This is a genomic window from Gordonia phthalatica, assembly GCF_001305675.1.
Taxonomy (GTDB): Bacteria; Actinomycetota; Actinomycetes; order Mycobacteriales; family Mycobacteriaceae; genus Gordonia; species Gordonia phthalatica.
The window spans coordinates 2,218,460-2,237,808 of sequence record NZ_CP011853.1; the positions used below are offsets into that span (position 1 = coordinate 2,218,460).

Annotated in this window: 16 protein-coding genes; 15 read left to right on the plus strand and 1 reads right to left on the minus strand. The window is 68.2% G+C overall.

Features of this window, described 5'->3' with window-relative positions:
- The first annotated feature begins 43 nt into the window (after nt 1-43).
- From metH to hisG, 4 genes are all read left to right on the plus strand, one after another.
- Complete coding sequence (metH, locus tag ACH46_RS10420; RefSeq protein ID WP_062392838.1) at nt 44-3,655, plus strand: methionine synthase; 3,612 nt, start codon at nt 44-46, stop codon at nt 3,653-3,655.
- Nucleotides 3,656-3,797: 142 nt separating this feature from the next.
- The gene (locus ACH46_RS10425; RefSeq protein WP_236995132.1) at nt 3,798-4,433 is read left to right on the plus strand and encodes an HAD family hydrolase; all 636 of its coding nucleotides are present in this window, start codon (nt 3,798-3,800) and stop codon (nt 4,431-4,433) included.
- Nucleotides 4,434-4,499: 66 nt separating this feature from the next.
- Entirely contained in the window at nt 4,500-4,763 is a 264-nt protein-coding gene (locus ACH46_RS10430; protein WP_062392840.1) for a phosphoribosyl-ATP diphosphatase, read from the plus strand.
- Nucleotides 4,764-4,792: 29 nt separating this feature from the next.
- Nucleotides 4,793-5,641, plus strand: coding sequence for an ATP phosphoribosyltransferase (gene hisG, locus ACH46_RS10435; RefSeq protein ID WP_062392841.1), 849 nt, complete (start codon nt 4,793-4,795; stop codon nt 5,639-5,641).
- Between the two features lie 91 nt (nt 5,642-5,732).
- On the opposite strand, the gene ACH46_RS10440 is transcribed toward hisG, so the two are convergent.
- Nucleotides 5,733-6,590: a thioesterase family protein gene (locus tag ACH46_RS10440; protein WP_082399586.1), complete on the minus strand. Its 858-nt coding sequence runs from the start codon at nt 6,588-6,590 to the stop codon at nt 5,733-5,735.
- A gap of 121 nt (nt 6,591-6,711) precedes the next feature.
- Here ACH46_RS10440 and ACH46_RS10445 point away from each other — a divergent pair, with 121 nt between their 5' ends.
- The 11 genes from ACH46_RS10445 (at nt 6,712) to tatA (ending at nt 19,287) form a co-directional block, all read left to right on the plus strand.
- On the plus strand, nt 6,712-7,542 hold the full coding sequence (locus ACH46_RS10445) for a tRNA (adenine-N1)-methyltransferase (RefSeq protein WP_062392842.1): 831 nt from the start codon (nt 6,712-6,714) through the stop codon (nt 7,540-7,542).
- Nucleotides 7,543-7,635: 93 nt separating this feature from the next.
- On the plus strand, nt 7,636-9,312 hold the full coding sequence (arc, locus tag ACH46_RS10450) for a proteasome ATPase (RefSeq protein ID WP_062392843.1): 1,677 nt from the start codon (nt 7,636-7,638) through the stop codon (nt 9,310-9,312).
- 137 nt (nt 9,313-9,449) lie between these two features.
- Nucleotides 9,450-12,113: an FHA domain-containing protein gene (locus ACH46_RS10455; RefSeq protein ID WP_082399588.1), complete on the plus strand. Its 2,664-nt coding sequence runs from the start codon at nt 9,450-9,452 to the stop codon at nt 12,111-12,113.
- Nucleotides 12,114-12,198: 85 nt separating this feature from the next.
- On the plus strand, nt 12,199-13,701 hold the full coding sequence (gene dop, locus ACH46_RS10460) for a depupylase/deamidase Dop (RefSeq protein ID WP_062392845.1): 1,503 nt from the start codon (nt 12,199-12,201) through the stop codon (nt 13,699-13,701).
- Nucleotides 13,702-13,822: 121 nt separating this feature from the next.
- On the plus strand, nt 13,823-14,014 hold the full coding sequence (locus ACH46_RS10465) for a ubiquitin-like protein Pup (protein ID WP_062392846.1): 192 nt from the start codon (nt 13,823-13,825) through the stop codon (nt 14,012-14,014).
- The gene (gene prcB / locus ACH46_RS10470) at nt 14,011-14,862 is read left to right on the plus strand and encodes a proteasome subunit beta (protein ID WP_062392847.1); all 852 of its coding nucleotides are present in this window, start codon (nt 14,011-14,013) and stop codon (nt 14,860-14,862) included. Before ACH46_RS10465 ends, prcB begins: the two co-directional genes overlap by 4 nt.
- Nucleotides 14,859-15,581 (plus strand): proteasome subunit alpha, encoded by a 723-nt coding sequence (prcA, locus tag ACH46_RS10475; RefSeq protein WP_062392848.1) that lies wholly within the window; start codon nt 14,859-14,861, stop codon nt 15,579-15,581. Before prcB ends, prcA begins: the two co-directional genes overlap by 4 nt.
- A 4-nt stretch (nt 15,582-15,585) precedes the next feature.
- Nucleotides 15,586-16,944, plus strand: a complete 1,359-nt coding sequence (gene pafA / locus ACH46_RS10480) for a Pup--protein ligase (protein WP_082399590.1) — start codon at nt 15,586-15,588, stop codon at nt 16,942-16,944.
- Between the two features lie 33 nt (nt 16,945-16,977).
- Nucleotides 16,978-17,961 (plus strand): helix-turn-helix transcriptional regulator, encoded by a 984-nt coding sequence (locus ACH46_RS10485; protein ID WP_082399592.1) that lies wholly within the window; start codon nt 16,978-16,980, stop codon nt 17,959-17,961.
- Nucleotides 17,958-18,926 (plus strand): helix-turn-helix transcriptional regulator, encoded by a 969-nt coding sequence (locus tag ACH46_RS10490; protein ID WP_062392849.1) that lies wholly within the window; start codon nt 17,958-17,960, stop codon nt 18,924-18,926. Before ACH46_RS10485 ends, ACH46_RS10490 begins: the two co-directional genes overlap by 4 nt.
- 91 nt (nt 18,927-19,017) lie before the next feature.
- On the plus strand, nt 19,018-19,287 hold the full coding sequence (gene tatA / locus ACH46_RS10495; RefSeq protein WP_062392850.1) for a Sec-independent protein translocase subunit TatA: 270 nt from the start codon (nt 19,018-19,020) through the stop codon (nt 19,285-19,287).
- Nucleotides 19,288-19,349: the final 62 nt, after the last annotated feature.

Genomic DNA, 19,349 nt, shown 5'->3' on the forward strand with positions numbered 1-19,349 from the left:
GCCTACGACGGAGTCCGTTCTGCCGCGAACTAACCTGGTGGCCATGGCATCCTCCAACTCCTCTGCTCACGACAGGTACGACTCGACATTCCTTCAGGCGATGTCGCGTCGGGTACTCATCGGTGACGGGGCGATGGGAACGATGCTCCAGGCCGCGGACCTGACGCTCGACGACTTCCGCGGCCTCGAAGGATGCAACGAGATCCTCAACGACAGCCGCCCCGACGTTCTGGAGGACATTCACCGCCAGTACCTCGAGGCCGGTGCCGACGCGATCGAGACCAACACCTTCGGCTGCAACCTCTCCAACCTCGGCGACTACGACATCGCCGACCGCATCCGCGAACTCGCCTTCAAGGGCACCTCCATCGCCCGCAAGGTGGCCGACGAGTTCGGTCCGTCCGAGGACGGCACCCCGAAGTTCGTGCTCGGCTCCATCGGACCCGGTACCAAGCTGCCGAGCCTGGGCCACACCACTTTCGCCGACATCCGCGACGCCTACATCGAGTGCGTCCTCGGCATGCTCGAAGGCGGCGCCGACGCCATTCTGATCGAGACCAGCCAGGACCTGCTCCAACTCAAAGCCGCCGTGGTCGCGGCCCGCCGCGCCATGGAGCAGCACGGCCGACACCTGCCGATCATCACGCACGTCACCGTCGAGACCACCGGCACCATGCTGGTCGGCTCTGAGATCGGCGCGGCCCTGGCGGCGATCGAACCGCTCGGCGTCGACGTCGTCGGCCTCAACTGCGCCACCGGTCCCGCCGAGATGAGCGAGCACCTGCGTTACCTCTCCAAGCACGCGCGCATCCCGGTCTCGGTGATGCCGAACGCCGGCCTGCCGGTCCTCGGCAAGAACGGTGCCGAGTACCCGCTCACCCCCGAGGAGATGGCGTCCGCACTGTCGGGCTTCGTCGCGGACTACGGACTGCAGTTCGTCGGCGGCTGTTGCGGCAGCACGCCCGAGCACATCCGCCAGGTGGCGGAGGCCGTCAAGGCGGTGGAGGCCAAGCCGCGCACCCCCGAACACGAGTCGGAGATCTCGTCGCTCTACACGGCCGTGTCCTTCGACCAGGACGTCAGCTTCCTGGTGATCGCCGAGCGCACCAACTCCAACGGCTCCAAGGCCTTCCGCGAGGCGATGATCGCCGGCGACTGGGAGAAGTGCCTGGAGATCGCCAAGGCGCAGACCCGCGACGGCGCCCACATGCTGGACCTCAACGTCGACTACGTCGGTCGTGACGGCGCCATCGACATGACCGAACTCGCCTCCCGACTGGCGACGGCGTCGACCCTGCCGATCATGATCGACTCCACCGAACCCGAGGTGATCCGCGCCGGGCTGGAGCATCTCGGCGGTCGTTGCGCCGTCAACTCCGTGAACTACGAGGACGGCGACGGCCCGAACTCCCGGTTCGCGCGCATCATGGCGCACGTCATCGAGCACGGCGCCGCCGTCGTCGCCCTGACCATCGACGAGCAGGGGCAGGCCCGCACCGCCGATCACAAGGTGCAGATCGCCGAGCGGCTCATCGCCGACCTCACCGGCAAGTGGGGTCTGGACGAGGAGGACATCATCATCGATGCCCTCACGTTCCCGATCTCGACCGGCCAGGAGGAGGTGCGCCGCGACGGCATCGAGACCATCGAGGCCATCCGCCGCCTCAAGGCCTCCCACCCGAGCATCCACTTCACCCTCGGCGTCTCGAACATCTCGTTCGGCCTCAACCCGGCCGCCCGCCAGGTGTTGAACTCGGTCTTCCTTCACGAGTGCGTGCAGGCCGGACTCGACACCGCGATCGTGCACGCCTCCAAGATCCTGCCGATGGCGCGGATCCCCGACGAACAGCGGCAGACCGCCCTGGACCTGGTGTACAACCGTCGCGGCACCGAGGGTACCACCGCCGCGGCGGGCCCGGACTACGATCCGCTGCAGAAGCTGATGGAGCTCTTCGAGGGCGTGTCCGCGGCCTCGGCCCGCGAGACCCGCGCCGCAGAACTCGCTGCACTGCCGCTGTTCGAGCGGCTGGAACGACGCATCGTCGACGGTGACAAGAACGGCCTGATCGACGACCTCGAAGAGGCGCGCAAGACCGTCCCGCCGCTCGACATCATCAACGACACCCTGCTGTCCGGCATGAAGACGGTGGGCGTCCTGTTCGGCTCCGGTCAGATGCAGCTGCCGTTCGTGCTCCAGTCGGCCGAGGTGATGAAGACCTCGGTGGCGCACCTGGAGCAGTTCATGGAGGCCAGCGACGCGTCCGGCAAGGGCAAGATCGTCCTCGCCACCGTCAAGGGTGACGTCCACGACATCGGCAAGAACCTGGTCGACATCATCCTCAGCAACAACGGCTACGACGTCGTCAACATCGGCATCAAGCAGCCGATCGCGACCATCCTGTCCGCGGCCGAGGACAGCGGCGCCGATGTGATCGGCATGTCCGGCCTGCTGGTGAAGTCGACGGTCGTCATGAAGGAGAACCTCGAGGAGATGAACTCCCGGGGCAAGACCGACATCCCGGTCCTCCTCGGCGGTGCCGCCCTGACCCGCACCTACGTCGAGGACGATCTCGCCGAGATCTACGAGGGCGACGTCCGGTACGCCCGCGACGCCTTCGAGGGCCTGACGCTGATGGATCAGGTCATGGCCATCAAGCGGGGAGATGGCCCGGACCCGGACAGCGAGGAGGCCAAGGCGGAGGCCGCCAAGGTCGCCGAGCGCAAGGCCCGGCGTCAGCGGTCCAAGCGGATCGCCGAGAAGCGCAAGGCCGCCGAGGTCCCGGTGGAGGTGCCCGCACGCTCGGACGTCGCCGCCGACAACGAGGTCCCGACGCCGCCGTTCTGGGGCACCCGGATCGTCAAGGGCATCCCGGTCTCGGATTACCTGTCGATGCTGGACGAGCGCGCACTGTTCCTCGGCCAGTGGGGGCTCCGCGGCACCCGCGGCGACGGCGGTCCGGATTACGAGGAGCTCGTCGAGACCGAGGGTCGTCCGCGGCTGCGCGAGTGGATCGACCGTCTCTCCACCGAGGGCATCCTGCAGCACGCGGCCGTCGTCTACGGCTTCTTCCCGGCCGTCAGCGAGGGCGACACGGTCCACATCCTGGAGTCCACCGACCCGACGTCGTCGGTCCGGCACAGCTTCACGTTCCCGCGCCAGCAGCGGCCGCGCTTCCTGTGCATCGCCGACTTCATCCGCTCCAAGGAGCAGTCGCTGGCCGACGGCAAGGTGGACGTGATGCCGTTCCAGCTCGTCACCATGGGCAACCCGATCGCCGACTTCGCGAACGAGCTGTTCGCGAACAACGACTACCGCGACTACCTCGAGGTGCACGGCATCGGCGTCCAGCTGACCGAGGCTCTCGCCGAGTACTGGCATCAGCGCGTCCGGTCGGAGTTGGCGTTCACCGGCGGTGCCGTCGCCGACGAGGACCCGGATCATCCGCAAGGCTTCTTCGACCTGGAATATCGCGGCGCGCGCTACAGCTTCGGCTACGGTGCGTGCCCGGAGCTGACCGATCGTCGGAAGATGATCGACCTGCTGGAGCCGGGACGCATCGGAGTCGAACTGTCCGAGGAGCTGCAGCTGCATCCCGAGCAGTCCACCGACGCGTTCGTCCTGCACCACCCGGAGGCCAAGTACTTCAACACGTAGGCCGCCGAGGAGCCGTTAGGGTGGGAGGGGAGTGCATCGCACTCGCCTCCCACCTTCTTTTTCCACGGACGAAAGGCCGCAGGCTGTGACTGACGATCCGAGGACCGACGCCCACCGACTCCCGCGCGCCGTTCTCTGGGACATGGACGGAACGCTGCTCGACACCGAACCGCTCTGGACCGTCGCGATGGAACAGTTCGCGGAGAAGCTCGGCATCGAACTGACGCCGGAACTGCAGTCCGCCACCATGGGCAACAGCTCGGTGGACGCACTGACGAAGGTGTACGAGGCCGCCCGCGTCCCCGAGTCCGGTCGCGACTTCGACGGCGACGAGGCCTGGATGGTGCAGCGCGTCCTCGCGATGTTCGCCGAGGACCTGCGGTGGCGGCCGGGCGCTCTCGACGCCCTCGACCTCGTCGCGCGCGCGGAGATCCCGATGGTGCTGGTCACCAACACGATCCGCGAGGTCACCGACACCATGCTCGACACCCTGGGCCGCGACCGCTTCGTCGCGACCGTCTGCGGTGACGAGGTGGAGGCGGGCAAACCCGAACCGCACATCTACCGGCGAGCCGCGCAGCTCGTCGGCGAGCCGATCGGGGAGTGCCTGGCGTTCGAGGACTCGCCCGTCGGCGCCGCGGCCACGTTCGCCGCAGGCGTCCGCGCGATCATCGTTCCGTCGGCCGTCCCCGTCCGCCCCCGCGCGACGTTCACGTTCCGCGAGACCCTGGAGGGGCTGACCCTCGACGACCTGGCGGACGCGTTCGGCGGTCGGTGACCGCTGTGTCCCGATGAACAGCACCCGGACGGGCGACGTCCGCCGCGACGTGCAAAAATTGCAGTCGTGAAAACCTTCGACGAACTCTTCTCCGAGCTGGCCGACAAGGCCGAGACGCGCCCCGAAGGCAGCGGCACCGTGGCCGCCCTGGATCAGGGCGTCCATACGCTCGGCAAGAAGATCATCGAGGAGGCGGGCGAGGTCTGGCTGGCCGCCGAGCATGAGTCCGACGAGGCTCTCTCCGAGGAGATCTCCCAGCTCATCTACTGGTTGCAGGTCATGATGATCAAGCGCGGGCTCAACCCGGCTGACGTCTACCGCTACCTCTGACCCAGCCCACTGCGATATAGGAGCCAACGATGTTGCGCGTCGCCGTCCCGAACAAGGGCGCCCTGTCCGAAGCCGCCGCCGGAATCCTCTCCGAAGCCGGCTACCGCAAGCGGTCCGACCCCAAGGACCTCACCGTCATCGACGTCGCCAACGAGGTGGAGTTCTACTTCCTCCGCCCTCGCGATGTCGCCATCTACGTCAGCTCCGGCACCCTCGACCTGGGCATCACCGGCCGCGACCTGGCCGCCGACTCCCTCTCCGAGGTCATCGAGGAGGTGCCGCTCGGCTTCGGGTCGTCGACCTTCCGGTACGCCGCGCCCGCCGATCAGGTGTGGACCGTCGACGGCCTCGAAGGCAAGCGGATCGCCACCTCGTACCCGAACCTGGTCCGCAAGGACCTCGCGGCGCGCGGCATCGAGGCCGAGTTGATCCGGCTCGACGGCGCCGTCGAGATCTCGATCCAGCTGGGTGTGGCCGACGCGATCGCCGACGTCGTCGGCTCGGGCCGCACCCTCCGCCTGCACGGCCTGACCGCTTTCGGGGAGTCGCTGTGCGACTCCGAGGCCGTCCTGGTCCGCAACCCGGCCCGTCCGGAGCCGACGAAGGCCGCACTGCAGTTCATCAAGCGTGTGCAGGGCGTCGTCTTCGGTCAGCAGTACGTGATGATCGACTACGACTGCCCCAAGGACATCCTCGACAAGGCCGTTGAGATGACCCCGGGTCTGGAGTCGCCGACGGTGTCGCCCATGCTCGACCCCGAGTGGCTCGCCGTCCGCGCCATGGTGCCGCGCAAGACGCACCAGTCGCTGATGGACGACCTGTCGGCGATCGGCGTCCGCGCGATCCTCGCGTCGGACATCCGCTCCTGCCGCTTCTGAGGTCCGCCCTCTCACCCCCATGTGAATCGACGGTGTTCGATGTGACCGCGTGGTGGTCACATCGAACACCGTTGTTTCGCTGCCGGTCGGCCTAGCGCTGTCCGACGATCATGTCCGACTGCGCCGAACGGCCCAGGAACCCCGTCACATCGTAGAGGTCCGCGAACGTCGCGCCGTAACCGCGGGCGCCGATCGCGAGATCGGCGTCGATGCCGAGCCACGGCGACGTCGGCTGCGACACCAGGTGCGCGGTCGTGTCCATGTTCATCCACGACCACTGCGTCGGGTCCAGACGGGTGCCGACGCCGTTCGCGACGTCGAGCACGGTGAAGATCGACTCCAGATTCGACATCTCCTCGCCGGCGACGAGGGGGATCGCGGGCCGGATCCACAGTGCCGGGGTCTTGCCGTTGCGGCCCGGCTGCCGCGCGGTGACCGCGGTGCCGATGAACCCGACCATGCCCCACGGCACGGCGTCCTCGTCCTCGGTGGGGAAACCGATGATCTGCGTCAGGTCGTCGGGCGACGCCGGCAGCGGGTCCGCGGGTGCGTTGACGACCGGGGCGCTGTCGGAGGTCAGCATCCGCCAGGCCACGGCACGCGCCGCGAGCCGGAACGAACCGTCGGGCAGCTCCGACTCCAGATCGGCCTGCACCATCGAGATCCGCTTGCCCGGGCGGGGGATGGTGGTCCGCACCCGGTTCACGCCGAGGCCCACCGGGCCGATGATCTCGTTGGTGACGCGCGTGAAGTCTTGACCGTCGTCGGGCACGGCACGCAGCATCGCGCGCATCAGCAGCCCCGACGGCGGACCGCCGTGCTGCATGTCCTGCGACCACACGCTCGCCGTGGCCGTCGTGGGCTGGAAGTACTCGTAGTCGGGGTCACCGCCCTCCGGAACCGGGAGGGGCTCGTAGTAGCTGCTGTAGGGCACCTGGCTCACGTCCATACCGGAACTCTATGACAAGGTTGAGGAAGCGAAATTCGGGTGTCGGGTCAGCCGCGCTCCCTTGCCGCGCAGACCCCGACGACCGGAAGCGGTCGACCAGACTCCTGGAGGACATATCACGATGGCCAGTTCCGGACCGTTCGTCGTAGGCGACCGCGTACAGCTCACCGATTCCAAGGGACGCAAGTTCACCGTCCACCTGGAGGCGGGCAAGCAGTTCCACACCCATCGCGGCGGGATCGATCACGACGATCTCATCGGCGCGGACGAGGGCACCATCGTCGAGGCGGCCTCGGGAACCCAGTACCTGGCACTGCGCCCGCTGCTCACCGACTACATCGTGTCCATGCCGCGCGGCGCGCAGGTGATCTACCCGAAGGACTCCGCGCAGATCGTCACCGAAGGCGACATCTTCCCGGGGGCGCGCGTCCTCGAGGCCGGTGCCGGGTCGGGCGCGCTGACCCTGTCGCTGCTGCGCGCCGTCGGCACCGAGGGATCGGTCCTCTCGTACGAGGTGCGCGAGGACCACGCCGAGCACGCCGTCCGCAATGTGGAGACCTTCCTCGGCGGCCACCCCGACAACTGGGAGCTGCGGGTCCGCGATCTCGCCGAGCACGACCCCGCCGAGCAGGTGGATCGGATCATCCTCGACATGGTGACCCCGTGGGACTGCCTCGACGTGGTGTCCAAGACGCTGCAACCGGGCGGCGTGCTCACCGTCTACGTCGCGACCGTCACCCAGCTCTCCCGCATGGTGGAGGCGCTCCGCGAGCAGCAGTGCTGGACCGAACCCCGCGCCTGGGAGTCCCTGGTCCGCGATTGGAGCGCCGTCGGCCTCGCCGTCCGTCCCGAGCACCGCATGCAGGGGCACACCGCGTTCCTCATCACCGCGCGCCGCCTGGCCGACGGCACGGAGACCCTTCGGGTGCAGCGTCGCCCGACTCGCGGATGAGACCGCGAACTTCCGCAATACGGCCGAGTCGCTGACCCCCGCCGCATGGCGCGCGGGTAGCGTTGAAGGCATCCCGCCGGCAAAGGAGGCACGATGACCGAGTCCGATCGTTCGCCCAGTAGCAGTGTCGAGTTCTCGAACATGCAGCAGCGCGTCGACAGTCTCACCGTGCGCAACGGAAAACTGACCGAACTGCTCAAAGAGTCGCGACAGCAGCTCATCGCCCTCCGCGAGGAGGTCGACAACCTCGGTCAGCCGCCCAGCGGTTACGGCGTCCTGCTGCACGTCTGCGACGACGGCACCGTCGACGCGTTCACCTCGGGTCGCAAGATGCGTCTGACGCTGTCCCCGAACATCGACCCGACCGCGCTGCACCGCGGTCAGTCGCTGCGCCTCAACGAGGCGCTCACCGTCGTCGAGGCCCTCGGCTTCGACACCGTGGGCGAGATCAGCACGCTTCGCGAGGTCCTCGCGGACGGCAAGCGCGCGTTGGTCGTCGGGCACAGCGACGAGGAGCGGATCGTTCAACTGGCGCAGCCGCTGATGTCGGTCGACGACGGCGGCGAGAGCACGCGGCGACTCCGCCCGGGCGATTCCCTGATGATCGACCCGAAGGCCGGCTATGCCCTGGAGCGCATTCCGAAGGCCGAGGTCGAAGACCTTGTCCTGGAAGAGGTCCCCGACGTCGACTACGAGGACATCGGTGGTCTGCGCAGGCAGATCGAACAGATCCGCGACGCCGTCGAACTGCCGTTCCTGCACAAGGAACTGTTCCACGAGTACTCACTGCGGCCGCCGAAGGGCGTGCTGCTGTACGGCCCTCCCGGAAACGGAAAGACGCTCATCGCCAAGGCCGTCGCCAACTCCCTGGCACGCAAGATCGCGGAGGCGCAGGGCGACGACGCGCACGAGGCCAAGTCGTACTTCTTGAACATCAAGGGCCCCGAACTCCTCAACAAGTTCGTCGGCGAGACCGAACGGCACATCCGCCTGATCTTCCAGCGGGCACGCGAGAAGGCCTCCGAGGGCACCCCGGTCATCGTCTTCTTCGACGAGATGGACTCGATCTTCCGCACCCGCGGATCCGGCGTCTCGTCGGACGTCGAGACCACCGTCGTGCCGCAGCTGCTCAGCGAGATCGACGGCGTGGAGGGCCTGGAGAACGTCATCGTGATCGGCGCCTCCAACCGCGAGGACATGATCGACCCCGCGATCCTGCGCCCGGGCCGCCTGGACGTCAAGATCAAGATCGAGCGTCCGGACGCGGAGTCGGCCGTCGACATCTTCTCCAAGTATCTGGTGCCCGACCTGCCGCTGCACCCGGACGACCTCGCCGAGTTCGACGGCGACCGCCAGGCCTGCGTCAACGGCATGATCCAGCGCGTGGTGGAGCGGATGTACGCCGAGACCGACGACAACCGGTTCCTCGAGGTCACCTACGCCAACGGCGACAAGGAGATCATGTACTTCAAGGACTTCAACTCGGGAGCGATGATCCAGAACATCGTCGACCGGGCGAAGAAGTACGCGATCAAGTCGTTCCTCGACACCGGGCAGACGGGCCTGCGGATCACGCATCTGCTGGACTCGATCCTCGACGAGTTCTCCGAGAACGAGGACCTGCCGAACACGACGAACCCGGACGACTGGGCTCGGATCTCCGGCAAGAAGGGCGAGCGGATCGTCTACATCCGGACCCTCGTGACCGGCAAGACGGGCGGTGCCAGCCGCGCCATCGACACGGAATCGAACACCGGCCAGTACCTCTGAGGCGCGCTCGCCGGTCCGCCGACGGACGGTCTGCCGGCCGCAGCGGCGACGGTCGGCGGGTAGAAAACGGGGGATTCCGGCACGCGGGTCATTCCCTTGGCCGATGAGCCGGTCATGACTGGATAGAGTGATCGGCGATGAACACGTCAATGATCACCCCGCTGCGAGTGCACGTCGCCCAGGCCCGACCCCTCGTGGTGCGGACCTCACCGGCGACGCTCGGACGCACGCCGGACAACGACGTGGTGGTCAACCACCCGTTGGTCTCGCGCGTCCACCTCGCCTTCGAGTGGGCACAGGGTTGGAGTGTCGTCGACCGGGGGAGCACGAACGGGTTCTTCGTCGACGGCGTCAAGCAGACTTCGGTGCGCGTGGACCGCCCGATCGCGATCCGGGTGGGCGACGCCGCCACCGGTCCGCTGATCGAACTGTCACCGCAGCCGCCCGTCCAGCGGACCCCGCCGACGCAGACGCCGCCGCCTGCGCAGCAGACGATGGTCGCCCCGGCGTCGCAGCCGACGCCGATCCAGCGCCCGCAGGCACCGCAACCGCCCCAGGCGCGACCGCAACGCCAGCAGGGGCAGCGGCCCCCGCAGAATCCGGCTGGCCCGCCGAGCGGTCCCTCCCGTCCCGCGCCGCGCCCGGGGCGGCCTGCGCCGTCGACCGCACCGATCGGCGCGCAGCAGCCGCCCGGCGGCTACCGTCAGGCGCCCCCGCGCTTCGGGGCGCTCCCGGACGCTCCCCACCTGGCGGCACTGCACCAGAACGCCTCCGCGGTCTACGAGGTACCGGGTGAACTCCGGCATCGCGAGACCATCTCCCTGAAGGGCGTGCAGACCATCGGTCGCACCCCAGACAACGACATCGTCGTCAGCGACGTGCTGGCCTCCCGTCACCACGCGCGGATGACGAGCACACCGCAGGGCATGCTGCTGGAGGACCTCGGCAGCGTCAACGGCACGTTCGTCAACGGTCAGCGGGTGATGGCCCATCGCCTCAGCGAGAGCGACGTCGTCACGATCGGTAACTCCGACTTCGTGCTCAGCGGCGGCCAACTGGTCCGCGGCCGCCCGCAGGCCCAGGTGGCAGGCGGTCTCCGCGTGGACGGGGTCGGCCTGACCGTGGACGGCGGCAAGCAACTCCTCAACGACATCTCGTTCACCGCGGCACCCGGCACCTTGACCGCCATCATCGGCCCGTCCGGCGCAGGCAAGTCGACGGTGTCGAAGATCGTCGCGGGCCTGAACACCCCGACGGTCGGCGTCGTGACCTTCGAGGACCGCGGCGTCCACAGCGAATACGAGGCTCTCCGCTCCCGCATCGGCATGGTCCCGCAGGACGACGTCCTGCACCGCAAGCTCACGCTGCGCCAGGCGCTGCGGTACGCCGCAGAACTCCGTCTGCCCGCCGACCTCTCGACCAGCGACCGCGACGAGGTCATCGACGGCGTCCTGTCCGAGCTGCAGCTCACCGAACACGTCGACACCCGCGTCGACAAACTGTCCGGCGGCCAACGCAAACGCGCCTCCGTCGCGATGGAACTGCTGACCGGCCCGTCGCTGCTGATCCTCGACGAACCGACCTCCGGCCTGGACCCGGCGCTCGACCAGCAGGTCATGAAGACGCTGCGTCGCCTCGCCGACGCCGGCCGCGTGGTCCTTGTCGTCACCCACTCGGTGGCCTACCTCGGCCTCTGCGACCAGGTCCTGCTTCTGGCACCCGGCGGCAAGACCTCCTTCTGCGGCGCACCGAACGACGTCGCCACGGAGATGGGCACTTCCGACTGGGCCGAGATCTTCAGCTACGTCGCCGACAAGCCCGACCAGGCCTGGGCCCAATACCGACAACGCCACCCGCACACCGCGCCGCCACCGCAGGCCCCGCAGTCCACCACGCCGGCCACGGTGCCGAAGATGGGACTGCTGCGGCAGACGAGCACCGTCGCCCGCCGACAGGTCCGCCTGGTGTGGGCCGACACCGGCTACCTGGTGGTGCTGCTGCTGATGCCGGTGGTGCTGGGTCTGCTGACGCTGGTGATCCCCGGCGACAAGGGCTTCAGCCGAGCCATCCTGCCGCCGACCAACAATTACGTCCCACCGAAGGATCCCGGCGAGGCCCTCCAGATCCTGACCGTCCTCGTGATCGGTGCCGCGTTCATGGGTACCGCCCTGGCCGTCCGCGATCTGGTGGGCGAGCGGGGAATCTTCGAGCGGGAGCGGGCCGTCGGCCTCCGCCCGGGCGCCTACCTGACCGCGAAGGTCGTCGTCTTCTCGCTGATGTCGGTGATCCAGGTCGGCATCATGTTCGCGATCACCTACGCCCTGCGCGCCATGCCGCAGGCTGCGGACATCGTCAAGACGGGCGAGGACGAACCGCTGATCCCGCCCGCCGTGACCCTGTTCATCGCGGTGGCCGCGCTCGCCTGCGTCAGTGTCCTGGTGGGCCTGGCGATCTCCGCCGCGGTGAAGTCCACCGAGCAGACCATGCCGCCGCTGGTGATCGTGGTGATGGTCCAGCTGGTCCTGTCCGGCGGTCTGTTCGCGATCGGGTCGGCGTTCGTCAAGCCGATCACCTGGCTGTTCCCGACGTACTGGGGTTACACGAACGCCGCGCAGGCGGTGAACATCCCGTGGATCGCCGACCAGGTTCCGCAGGTGAAACCCGACGAGGACGGCACCGTGATGTATTCGCTGTGGGAGCCGTCGCTGATGCACGCGGTGATCAGCTACGCGGCGCTCGCCGCCATCGCTCTGGTCCTGACCGGGTTCATCTTCTCGCGGCTGCGACTGAAGCGACGCTGATGTCGGACGTGTCCGGGTCGTCCCTGTGAGAACTTCGCGGTGGGGACCCCGACACGGCCCCGACGCGGGTCTCTAGGCTGGATGCATGGAGCGCATCATCGGAACCGAAGTCGAGTACGGCATCTCGGCGCCGGGAGACCCGTCCGCCAACCCGATCATGACCTCGACGCAGGCCGTCCTGGCCTACGCCGCCGCCGCGAAGGTGCCGCGCCGCGACAACCGCACGCGGTGGGACTACGAGGTCGAGTCGCCGATGCGCGACGCGCGCGGCTTCGACCTCGGACGCAGCGGGGGACCGGCCCCGATCATCGACGCCGACGAGATCGGCGCCGCCAACATGATCCTCACCAACGGTGCCCGCCTGTACGTGGATCACGCGCATCCCGAGTACTCCGCCCCCGAGGTGGTGGACCCCTTCGACGCCGTCGTGTGGGACAAGGCGGGCGAACGGGTGATGGAGGAGGCCGCGCGCTACGTCGCGAGCGTTCCCGGAGCCCCGAAGCTGCAGTTGTACAAGAACAACATCGACGGCAAGGGCGCGTCGTACGGCACGCACGAGAACTACCTGATGCGCCGCGACACACCGTTCGACTCGATCATCGTCGGCCTGATGCCCTTCTTCGCCTCGCGCCAAGTGATCTGCGGTTCCGGCCGCGTGGGCATCGGTCAGCGCGGTGAGGAGCCCGGCTACCAGCTGTCGCAGCGCGCCGACTACATCGAGGTGGAGGTGGGCCTCGAGACCACCCTCAAGCGCGGCATCATCAACACTCGCGACGAACCACACGCGGATCCGGAGAAGTACCGCCGTCTGCACGTCATCATCGGTGACGCGAACCTCGCCGAGACCGCCACCTACCTCAAGGTCGGCACCACCTCGCTCGTCCTCGACCTGATCGAGGCCGGCGTCGACCTCTCCGACCTCGCGCTCGCGTGGCCGGTCGACGCCGTCCACACCATCAGCCACGATCCGACGCTCCGAGCGACCGTCGCACTGGAGAACGGTCGCGAGATGACCGGCCTCGCGCTGCAGCGCGAGTACCTGGACCGCGCCCAGAAGTTCCACGACGCCCACCGCAGCGACGACGAACGCGCCGCACACGTCCTGGCCACCTGGGCGGACGTTCTGGACATGCTCGAGCGCGATCCGATGGAATGCGCCGACCTGCTCGACTGGCCGGCCAAGCTCCGGCTCCTGGAGGGCTTCCGTAACCGCGAGGGGCTGTCGTGGTCCGCGTCGCGCCTGCATCTGATCGACCTGCAGTACTCCGACGTCCGCCTCGACAAGGGGCTCTACAACCGCCTCGTCGCCCGCGGCTCCATGCAGCGGATGACCACCGAGGAGCAGGTGATGCGGGCCGTCGAGACGCCTCCTACCAGCACCCGCGCCTACTTCCGCGGTGAAGCGGTCCGCCGCTTCGGCGCCGACGTCGCCGCCGCCAGCTGGGACTCGGTGATCTTCGACCTCGGGACGGACTCGTTGGTCCGCATCCCGATGCTCGAACCGCTCCGCGGCACTCGAGCCCACGTCGGCGACCTGCTCGACACCGCGCAGTCCGCGGCGGAGCTGGTGGACAAGCTGACCTCGTAGACATCCTTGTCGGCGGACGTCGCGGAGTCGTTGCGCAGCAGCGCGACTCGCGGCAGAACCGAACCCCGCGCGCGGCGCGACGGTAGGGTTGAATCACACACTCTCTTCACAGGAGGCGAACATGGCGCAGGAGCAGACCAAGCGCGGTGGCGGCAGCGACGACGACGATGCCGTCGGCGGTGGCGCTGCCGGTCAGGAACGGCGCGAGAAGCTCACCGGCGAGACCGACGACCTGCTCGACGAGATCGACGACGTGCTGGAGAAGAACGCCGAAGACTTCGTTCGCGCTTATGTCCAGAAGGGCGGCGAATGATCGCCGTCCCCGGCGAGGCGGGATCCGGCGGCATCTCGTCGTTCACCGAATATCTCCGTGTCCACGCACCGGAGCGGCTCCCGCACAATCTCATCGGCAACGGAGCCGGGCCGATCAGCGCTGAGCAGATCCCGCACGGCACCACGATCGTGGCCATCAGCTATCCCGGCGGCGTCATCCTCGCCGGCGACCGGCGCGCCACGATGGGCAATCTGATCGCCACGCGCGACGTCCAGAAGGTGTACGTCACCGACGAGTACTCGGCGGCCGGCATCGCAGGCACCGCGGGCATCGCGATCGAGATGGTCCGCCTGTTCACCGTCGAACTGGAGCACTACGAGAAGATCGAGGGCGTCCAACTGACCCTGGACGGCAAGGTCGCACGACTGGCGTCGATGGTCCGCAGCAACCTCGGGGCCGCCATGCAGGGCCTCGCCGCGATTCCGCTGCTCGTCGGCTTCGACGCCGAGGGCGACCCCGGTGACCGGGGGCGGATCTTCTCCTTCGACGTGGCGGGTTCGCGCCATGAGGAGACCGGCGGGTACGAGGCCATCGGTTCCGGCTCGGTGTTCGCCAAGTCGTCGATGAAGAAGCTCTTCCGCAGCACGCTGTCGGCGTCCGAAGCACTGAGCGTGGCCGTCGAGGCCCTGTACGACGCCGCCGACGACGACTCCGCCACCGGCGGCCCGGACCTGGTCCGCCGGATCTTCCCGACCGCGGTCCGCGTGAGCGCCGAGGGTGCCGTCGTGGTCGACGAGCAGGAGATCGCCGACGCGGCCGAGGCCGTCATCGCCCGACGTCGCGCGGCGAGCTCGGAGTCGGCCGAAGCACCGGGGGAGCAGGCATGACCTTTCCGTATTACGCGAGCGCCGAGCAGATCATGCGCGACCGCTCGGAGCTCGCCCGCAAGGGCATTGCGCGCGGTCGTTCGGTCGTCGCCCTCACCTACGCCGACGGCGTGCTGTTCGTCGCACACAATCCGTCGAACACGCTCCGCAAGGTCAGCGAGATCTACGACCGCCTCGGCTTCGCCGCGGTCGGCAAGTACAACGAGTTCGAGAGCCTGCGACGTGCGGGCATCCAGATGGCCGACCTCCGCGGCTACAGCTACGACCGCGCCGACGTCACCGGACTGTCCCTGGCCAGCGCCTACGCCAACACTCTCGGCGCCGTGTTCACCGAACAGGCCAAGCCCTACGAGGTGGAACTGTGCGTCGGCGAAGTGGCCCAGCCCGGACGCACCACCGACTCGCAGCTGTACCGCATCGGCTACGACGGCTCCATCGTCGACGAGAAGTCGTTCATCGTGATGGGCGGAGCCACCGAGCCGATCAACGCGGCGATGAAGGACTCGTACGAGTCCGGGCTGCCCCTGGCCGCCGCCCTCCGCGTCGCCGTCGCCGCCCTGTCGACTCCCACCGAGACAGGGAACGGCGACAAGGAGGCCACCGCGGTGGCGCTGACCGCCGCCGACGTCGAGGTGGCCGTCCTCGACCGCAATCGCCCGCGGCGAGCGTTCAAGCGCATCCGGCGCGACGACGTCACCGCCTACCTCGAAGAGGAGTGACCCAGTGGAACGCCGCATCATGGGCATCGAGACCGAGTACGGGGTCACCTGCACCTTTCAGGGGCAGCGCCGCCTGAGCCCGGACGAGGTGGCTCGCTACCTGTTCCGTCGCGTCGTCGCGTGGGGCCGGTCGTCGAACGTCTTCCTCACCAACGGCGCCCGCCTGTATCTGGACGTCGGCTCGCACCCCGAGTACGCGACCGCCGAGTGCGACTCCGTGCGTCAGCTCATCACCCACGACCGGGCCGGTGAGCAGATCCTCGAGGAACTGCTCGTCGACGCCGAGGAGCGGCTGGTCACCGAGGGCATCGGCGGCGACATCTACCTGTTCAAGAACAACACCGACTCCGCGGGCAACTCCTACGGCTGCCACGAGAACTACCTGGTCAGCCGGGTCGGGGAGTTCGGTCGCGTCTCCGATGTCCTGTTGCCGTTCCTGGTGACCCGGCAGCTCATCTGCGGTGCGGGCAAGGTCCTGACCGTCGGCCACGAGGCGAAGTACTGCCTGTCGCAGCGCGCCGACCACATCTGGGAGGGCGTCTCCTCGGCGACCACCCGATCGCGACCGATCATCAACACGCGCGACGAACCGCACGCCGACGCCGAGAAGTACCGCCGCCTGCACGTGATCGTCGGCGACTCCAACATGTCCGAGACCACGACGATGCTCAAAGTCGGATCGGCGCTGCTGGTGTTGGAGATGATCGAGTCGGGGATCTCGTTCCACGACTTCGCGCTCGATAACCCGATCCGCGCCATCCGCGACATCAGCCACGATCCGACCGGTCGCCGCGAGATCCGCCTGGCGGGCGGTCGGACCACCACGGCCCTCGCCGTGCAGCGCGAGTATCACGCGCGGGCCGTGAAGCACCTCGCCAACCGGACGCCCGACGAGACGATGGATCGCGTCGTCGACCTGTGGGGCCGGGTCCTGGACGCCGTCGAGGACGACGACTTCAGCGCTGTCGACACCGAGATCGACTGGGTCATCAAGCGCAAGCTGATCCAGCGGTACCAGGACAAGTACTCGTGGGATCTCACCGCGCCGAAGATCGCACAGCTCGACCTCGCCTACCACGACATTCGCCGCGGTCGGGGCGTCTTCGACCTCCTGGCTCGCAAGGGACTGGCGGCCCGGGTCACCACCGACGAGGAGATCGACGCGGCCACCTCGGTTCCTCCGCAGACCACGCGGGCCAAACTGCGCGGGGAGTTCATCAGCGCCGCGCAGAAGGCGAATCGCGACTTCACCGTCGACTGGGTGCATCTGAAGGTCAACGACCAGGCCCAGCGGAACGTCCTCTGCAAGGATCCGTTCCGGAACGTGGACGAGCGCGTCGAACGGTTGATCGCGTCGCTATGAGACGCGCCACTGCCTAACCCTTACAGTGGTCTCGTGACTTCGAAGAGCGAGCGGATCGTCAATCTGGTCGTCTGCCTGATGTCGGCCAGACAGTACGTGACCGCGACCTACCTGCGTCAGAACGTCGTGGGCTACACCGACACCGGCAAGTCGGAAGAGTCTTTCAAGCGGATGCTCGAACGCGACAAGGCCGACCTGCGGGAGATGGGCATCCCCATCGAGACCGGTCGCAACCCCGACGGTTCGGAGGGCTATCGGATCGACCCGGAGCAGTACTCCCTGCCCGACATCACCCTCGATCGATCGGAGGCCGCGGCGGTCGCCGCAGCGGCCGCGGTGTGGCACGAGCCGTCCGTGGCCGCGGTCTTCCAGACCGCCGTCCTGAAACTGCAGGCCGCAGGCATCGACGTGGCCACCGACGACGAGATCGGCGTGACCCACGGCGGCTCGCGACGATCCCTCGGCGACGAGTTGGCGATCACGGCGCTGCTGTCGGCGATCGACGCCGGCCGCCCCGTCACGTTCATGCACCGCACCACCCGCGGCACCCGCGCGCGGACCCTGGAACCGTGGGGGATCGTCACCGACGGCGGACGCTGGTACGTCGCAGGCCACGACCGCGACCGGGACGCGACGCGCACCTTCCGCATCTCGCGCGTGTTCGACGTCAAGGCCTTCGGCGACGCCGGCGCCGTGACGGTGCCTGCCGACGCCGACGTCCGGCAGATCGTCGCGGACGCGGTGGCCCAGGACGACGCCGCCCCGGGCACGGTGGCCCGGGTGTGGGTGGCCGCCGGACGAGCGCACGGCCTCCGCCGGATCGCCACGTCTGCGACGCCGCATCGTCTCGGCGACGACGCCGGGGACCTGCTCTCGATCGACGTGCGCTCCCGGTCGGGACTGCGACGGCTCATCCTCGGTGCCGGCGCGGACGCGGTCGTCCTCGAGCCCGCCGATCTGCGCGCCGACGTGATCGCCGACCTCGACCGACTCATCGCCCAGGGGGTGACCGCATGACCAGCGCAGCACCGTCGCGCATCTCCCGTCTGCTGGCCATGGTTCCGTACTTCGAGGCCCGGCCCGGGATCAAACTCGCCACGGCCGCCCGCGATCTGGGCGTCACCGAGAAGACGCTGACCGCCGACCTCAACCAGTTGATCGTGTGCGGTCTCCCCGGATACGGGCCGGAGCACCTGATCGACATCCAGTTCTGGGACGGCTACGTCAGCGTGCAGTTCGCGGCGGGCACCGACCGTCCGCTGCGCCTGACCGGTCCCGAGGCCAACATTCTGCTGATGGCGCTCAACATGGTTCTGGAGACCCGCGGAGCAGGCGACGCGGGAGCCGTCCGCAGTGCCATCGCCAAGATCGAGGAGGCGATGGGCGCCACCTACCGGGCGGTCACCGCAGGCTCCGACGTCGAAATCCCGGAGGATCGGCCCGTCGACGGAGTGATCCGCGACGCCGTCGAATCGCGTCACGCGCTCCACCTGACCTATTACACGGCCAGCCGCGACGAGGTCACCGAACGCGTCGTCGACCCGATCCGAATCAAGGCCGTGGACGGACACAGTTACTTGGAGGCCTGGTGCCGGTCCTCGGGGGGCACCCGCCTGTTCCGGTTCGACCGCGTCGAGACCGCGGAGGCACTGGCCGAAGCGGCTGCACCGCCGGCCGACGCCGCGACACCCGTCGATCCGGTCGACTTCGGCGTCCTCACCGGAGAACTGCCCGCAGCGCACATCGAGATCGATCTCGACTGCCTCTGGCTGCTCGAGTACTACGCCGCCGAACCAGACGAGGAACTCACCGAGGAGTGGACCGGGCCGATCACCGCCACCATCCGCTATGGCTCGCCGCAGTGGCTGGCGCGTTTCCTGCTCGGTTTCGGCGGCCGCGTCCGGTTGCTGAGCACCGTTGAGGGCGTGCCGTCCCTGATCGCCGAGTCGGCGCGAGCGGCACGCGACCGGTATCGTGCCTGACGTCGCAGTTCCGCGCGTGTCGATCCGGCCCACGGTTCGGTAGACTCGGCGTTGTTCTACGTTACTGACTTTCGTGTGAAGGGTTTTCATTATGGGTGCGATGTCGGCATGGCACTGGGCAGTGGTCTTGCTTGTTCTGGTGCTGCTGTTCGGCTCGGCGAAGCTCCCGGCAGCGGCGCGCGGCCTCGGTCGCTCGCTGCGCATCTTCAAGTCGGAGATGCAGGAGATGCAGAGCGACGGCAAGCAGGCGGAGCCCGGTGACGCCGCTCGCGAACTCCCGGCCTCCGAGCAGAACCCGACCGTGCAGAACCCGGCGGCGTCGACGAATCCGGTGACCCCGCCGGACAAGAAGACTGCGTAACCGCGCACCCGACGAGTGCGCAAGCGACTCTCCCTCGGCCGATTCGACCCGCGTAACCGACG

Coding starts and splice junctions, on each gene's coding strand:
- metH (WP_062392838.1), top strand. CDS start 44: ATGGCATCCTCCAACTCCTCTGCTCACGACAGGTACGACTCGACATTC.
- ACH46_RS10425 (WP_236995132.1), top strand. CDS start 3,798: ATGGACGGAACGCTGCTCGACACCGAACCGCTCTGGACCGTCGCGATG.
- hisG (WP_062392841.1), top strand. CDS start 4,793: ATGTTGCGCGTCGCCGTCCCGAACAAGGGCGCCCTGTCCGAAGCCGCC.
- ACH46_RS10440 (WP_082399586.1), bottom strand. CDS start 6,590: ATGGACGTGAGCCAGGTGCCCTACAGCAGCTACTACGAGCCCCTCCCG.
- ACH46_RS10445 (WP_062392842.1), top strand. CDS start 6,712: ATGGCCAGTTCCGGACCGTTCGTCGTAGGCGACCGCGTACAGCTCACC.
- arc (WP_062392843.1), top strand. CDS start 7,636: ATGACCGAGTCCGATCGTTCGCCCAGTAGCAGTGTCGAGTTCTCGAAC.
- ACH46_RS10455 (WP_082399588.1), top strand. CDS start 9,450: ATGAACACGTCAATGATCACCCCGCTGCGAGTGCACGTCGCCCAGGCC.
- dop (WP_062392845.1), top strand. CDS start 12,199: ATGGAGCGCATCATCGGAACCGAAGTCGAGTACGGCATCTCGGCGCCG.
- ACH46_RS10465 (WP_062392846.1), top strand. CDS start 13,823: ATGGCGCAGGAGCAGACCAAGCGCGGTGGCGGCAGCGACGACGACGAT.
- prcB (WP_062392847.1), top strand. CDS start 14,011: ATGATCGCCGTCCCCGGCGAGGCGGGATCCGGCGGCATCTCGTCGTTC.
- prcA (WP_062392848.1), top strand. CDS start 14,859: ATGACCTTTCCGTATTACGCGAGCGCCGAGCAGATCATGCGCGACCGC.
- ACH46_RS10490 (WP_062392849.1), top strand. CDS start 17,958: ATGACCAGCGCAGCACCGTCGCGCATCTCCCGTCTGCTGGCCATGGTT.
- tatA (WP_062392850.1), top strand. CDS start 19,018: ATGGGTGCGATGTCGGCATGGCACTGGGCAGTGGTCTTGCTTGTTCTG.